Source organism: Streptomyces laculatispora, assembly GCF_017353455.1.
GTDB classification, from domain to species: domain Bacteria; phylum Actinomycetota; class Actinomycetes; order Streptomycetales; family Streptomycetaceae; genus Streptomyces; species Streptomyces laculatispora.
Window position 1 is genome coordinate 1 of sequence record NZ_JAFMPZ010000536.1, and the last position, 4,404, is coordinate 4,404.

3 protein-coding genes are annotated in these 4,404 nt (G+C 71.9%); all 3 read left to right on the forward strand.

All coding sequences use genetic code 11. The annotated features are described in order from the left end of the window. The first annotated feature begins 156 nt into the window (after positions 1–156). The 3 genes from J1C73_RS35215 (at position 157) to J1C73_RS28290 (ending at position 3,757) form a co-directional block, all read left to right on the forward strand. The gene (locus J1C73_RS35215; protein WP_003958712.1) at positions 157–291 is read left to right on the forward strand and encodes a DLW-39 family protein; all 135 of its coding nucleotides are present in this window, start codon (positions 157–159) and stop codon (positions 289–291) included. Positions 292–443: 152 nt separating this feature from the next. Then, a complete protein-coding gene (locus J1C73_RS28285; RefSeq protein ID WP_207318861.1) occupies positions 444–2,390 on the forward strand; it encodes a vWA domain-containing protein in 1,947 nt (648 codons plus the stop codon). Then, entirely contained in the window at positions 2,390–3,757 is a 1,368-nt protein-coding gene (locus J1C73_RS28290; protein ID WP_207318862.1) for a hypothetical protein, read from the forward strand. Before J1C73_RS28285 ends, J1C73_RS28290 begins: the two co-directional genes overlap by 1 nt. Positions 3,758–4,404 lie beyond the last annotated feature (647 nt).

A 4,404-nucleotide genomic window follows, 5' to 3' on the forward strand; every position in this document is an offset into this window, starting at 1 on the left:
GTGGTGACGGGGTGGTGACGGGGGTGGCCCGATCCTCCGACGATCGCTTTTCCGCAGGCCCCAGTTGGGTTGCGGGGAGGTCACCGGTCGATATCGGCCGGTGTGTATAGTCGGGCGGCAGAAGTCCCCTACGCCAAGGAAAGACGAGGTCGCGCGGTGAAGAAGCTTCTCCTGGTCGCACTGGCCGCCATCGGCGGGCTCCTCGTGTACCGCCAGATCCAGGCGGATCGCGCCGAGCAGGATCTGTGGACGGAGGCGACTGACTCCGTGCCCGCAGGTTCGGGTGTGTGAGACAGAACAGCCTGTTGCGAGCCCCGGTCGCCTGAGCGGCCGGGGCTTCGTGCTGTTGCGGGACCGTGACGCCTGTGCTCTTGAGTTCACCTACGCAAATCAATAGGTTGCTTGAGCAAAGAGACTGGGGAGTTCGGTCGAGGGGGGCACGGATGAGTGCACGCAACCACCGGCGCACGGCGCGGGCGGGGACATGGATCGGCGGGGCACTGTTCGCTCTGGTGGCAGGCGCGCTGCCAGCCGTGGCGACGCCCGGGGAGGCCTCCGCCGCAACGGACGCGGCCGGATCCGGGGGGAGCGGCAGCCTGGTCATGGTGCTCGACTCGTCCGGCTCTATGGGGCAGGACGACGGTACGGGCCGGACCCGGATGGAGAGCGCCCGCGCAGCCGTCGGCACGGTCGTGGACGGCCTTCCCGACGGCTATCCGACGGGCTTACGGGTCTACGGCGCCGACCGGCCGCAGGGCTGCACGGACACCCGGCTCGTGCGCCCGGTGCGGAAGCTGGACCGGGCCGCGGTGAAGCGGGCGGTCGCAGGCGTACGGCCCAGGGGCGATACCCCCATCGGCCTGTCGCTCCGCAAGGCTGCGCAGGATCTGCCGCAGCCCGCGGGCGGCGCCATCGGCACGCGCACGATCCTGCTGATCTCCGACGGCGAGGACAACTGCGGTACGCCGCAGCCCTGTGAGGTCGCCGGGCAGCTCGGCAAGGACGGGGCCGGGCTGCGGATCGACACCGTGGGCTTCCAGGTGAAGGGCGCGGCCCGCGAGCAGCTCGAATGCGTCGCGAAGGCGGGCAACGGGCGGTACTACGACGCCCCGGACGCCGAGTCGCTGGCCCGTCAGCTCCAGCGCGCCTCCCAGCTCTCCGCGGACGGGTACCGCTTCCGGGGCGAGCCGGTGGCGGGCGCGGCCACGGCCGACCGGTCCCCGGTGCTCGTACCCGGGCAGTATCTGGACACCATCGGGCCGGGCGAGAAGCGGTACTACGCGGTGGATCTGGATGCCGTGTCCACGGCTGACTTCGCGGCGACGGCGGTGCCGCAGCCGGGGGCGGCCGTCGACACGTTCGACGCGTTGAGCACCAGGATCGAGTACGACGAGCACGGTTCCTGCGGGACGAACACCGAGCGCTTCCAGCAGAAGGAGGGGGCGGCCCCGCTGACGTCGGCGGTCGCCCGGATCCGCTCCGAGGAGGGCACCCGCACCTGCGACCGTGCGGGCCGCTACCGGCTGGTGGTGGAACGGGAGAGCAAGAAGGGTTCCGATGCCGCGCGTTGGCCGCTGGAGCTCGTGTACGGGGTCGAGGCGCCGCTGGAGAAGGGTGTGACGCCCGCCCAGTCGCAGGCGGAGTACGGCAGTGGCGGCAAGGAGGCCACGCTGCCCGCGGGTGATCCCCGCGATGTGCGGGGCGGCACCGGCTTCAACGATGCCAGGGCGATCGGGCAGGGCGTGTGGCGCGACCGGATCCTGCCGTCCCAGACGCTCTGGTACAGGGTTCCGGCCGGCTGGGGCCAGCAGGTGCGCTACGAAGTGGAGTTCGCGAACGAGCCCACCGTGGACCGCGGCTCCGCCACGTACTCCTACGGGGCGACCCGGCTCTACACCCCGGCGCGCTATCCGCTCACCGGCGGCGGTGAGTTCACCTCTGCCACGATGTACAACGGCCGGCCATCGGCCCTGCGGATGGGCGGCGTCCCGGTCTCCTGGACCAACCGCTACGAGAGCCGGAACAATGTGCAGCCGGTGCATGCCGGGGGCGGCTTCTACATTTCGGTGACGCTGGGCGCCCGGGCCGCCGAGATCGCGGAGAATCCGCAGATCGCTCTGGTGCTGCGGGTGTCGGTGCTCGGCGCGGAACGGACCGGGCCGCAGCACGGGGCGCCCGTGCGGGCCGGGTCCGGCAGCGGCGCTGACGAGGATGCGGGCAAGAAGGGCGATTCGATCGCGTCCGCAGACAGCGGTGGTGCCGGAGGGGCAGGATGGACCGGCATCGCGGCTGCCGCCGGGGCGGCCGTCGTGGCTCTGCCGGCCGCCGTGTTCGTATATGTACGCAACCGCCGCGGGGCAGCCGCACGGTCGACGAGGGGAAGCGCGTGATGAGGCAGCGCAGCAGGGGCCGGGCGACGCTGGCCGCGGTCGCGGCGATGTGCGCGGTGGCGGCGCTGCCGGGGCAGGCGTACGGGGCGGACGGGCCCGCGGCGTACACGTTCGATCCGAAGGCGAAGGCGGTCAAAGGCGCTGCGGTCAACACCGAGGCGAGGGATCTCACGGCCGGTTCGGTCTACCGGAGTTCGATCAAGTTCGGCGAGAAGCTCTACTACCGGCTGAACCTGGAGGCGACGACGAACGCGTACGTCTCGGCCGTCGTCGTGCCCAAGGACGGCGGCAAGGTCGCCTACGGGGACGGCATCGCGATCAGCATCAGGGACGGGTCGGACCTGGGGTGCAGCTCGGAGAACGCCCGGTTCGGGTCCGCCGAGTATCCGCGGCCCATCGCCGCGTACGCCTACCGGACCGTGGACAAGGACAGCAGCAGCTGTCAGGGCGCCGGGGTGTACAACGTCGTGATCGAGCGGGAGGGCGAGGCCACCTCGGGGCGCGGGGACTGGGAGTTGGAGATCCGGTACGCGTCGGAGCCGCAGCTCGCGAAGGAGCCTTCGACGCCGCCCGAGGCGCCGGAGGACTGGCCGTCCGCCTCACCGAAGCCGGCGGGTCGGGCCGAGGACAACCGCAGGCACGGCGGCGGCAGTTACTACGACGCGACGAGCCTGGAAACCGGTGAGTGGAAGGACGAGGTCGCCCCCGGACAGACGCTCTTCTACCGGGTTCCGCTGGACTGGGGGGAGCAGATCTTCGCCACCGCCGGTCTCGGCAACAGCACCGTCCCGAACGAGGACGAGTACATCAGCGGCGCGCTCGCGATGTCCCTGGACAATCCGGCCCAGGGCCATGTCGACAGCGCTTCCCCCATGGCCTACTCGGGCAAACCGGCCTCGATGTCCCTGGACCCGGTGCCTCCGGTGGCGTACCGGAACAGGTTTGCCTCCGACACCAGCGTCAGTGCGATGCGCTTCGCCGGCTGGTACTACCTGTCCGTCACGCTGAGCCCGGAGGTCGCCAAGCCCTACGGTTCCAAGCCGTTCCCGCTGACCCTCACGGTCAATGTCGAGGGGAAGGCGGCCGGGACCACGCCGTACAAGGGCGAGGCGGGGATCTTCGGCGTCACGCAGGACGACAAGGACATGGCGAGGAACGGCCAGAGCGGCTCGCAGGCCGCCGAGAGCAAGAGCAGGAGCAGCAACATGAAGCTGCTCGGCGCGGCCGGCATCGGCGCGGGCGCCGTGCTGGTGCTCGGACTGGGCGGGTGGATGCTGCTCGCACGGCGCCGACAGGCCGCGGCACCGGCCGGGACGGCCGACGCCGGACAGCAGCAGCCGTACGGAGGGCCGCCCCAGGCCTGGTAGCCGGACGCGGGCCGCCGTTGCCGCCCGCGTCGGGCCGGGTTCGTCGCTCAGGCCTGGGTCAGGGCCCAGATCCCCACGGCGAAGCAGATCAGCGCCACCAGCAGCACCGGGACCGCCACCTTCGTGGACGGTCCCGGCCGCTTTTGCGGAGCGGGCGCCGCGGTGTGCGACGGGGGTATGACCTGGGACGACGCTGCCTGCGCGAAGTGCGGCGGTGGCGGAGCCCCGGCCCCGGAAAACCCCGGTCCGGAAGCGGGAACCTGCGCCTGCTGAGCGACGTACGGACGGGTGAGCGCTTGTTCGTGCTGCACCGCGGCCGTGGGGGCCTGTGAGAGGTCCGGAGCGGCGGCGGGGAAGGGGGGCGCCGTATGCGCCGGATGGGGAGTGCCGGGAGTGCCGGGTGTACTGGGAGTGCCGGGAGTGACGGGCTGCGCCGCCTGGGGCGTGGCGGCGGGGTGCTGCGGGGGCGGCTGAAGGTGGAAGCTGCCCGTCTCCGACATCGAGGCAGGGGGCTGTGCGTACGACTGAGGTGCCGCGTGCCGGCCTGTCTGCTGCCCGGGTTCCTGGGCTGCCCGCGTCTGCCCGTGCGGGGCGTCCGGTCGGGCTGTCTGCCGCGGAGCCGAAGCCGGCCCCGCGGGGCCGAAGCC

Bases quoted from the DNA above. Each gene is read 5' to 3' on its own strand.
- J1C73_RS28290 (WP_207318862.1), top strand. From the start codon at position 2,390: ATGAGGCAGCGCAGCAGGGGCCGGGCGACGCTGGCCGCGGTCGCGGCG.
- J1C73_RS28285 (WP_207318861.1), top strand. From the start codon at position 444: ATGAGTGCACGCAACCACCGGCGCACGGCGCGGGCGGGGACATGGATC.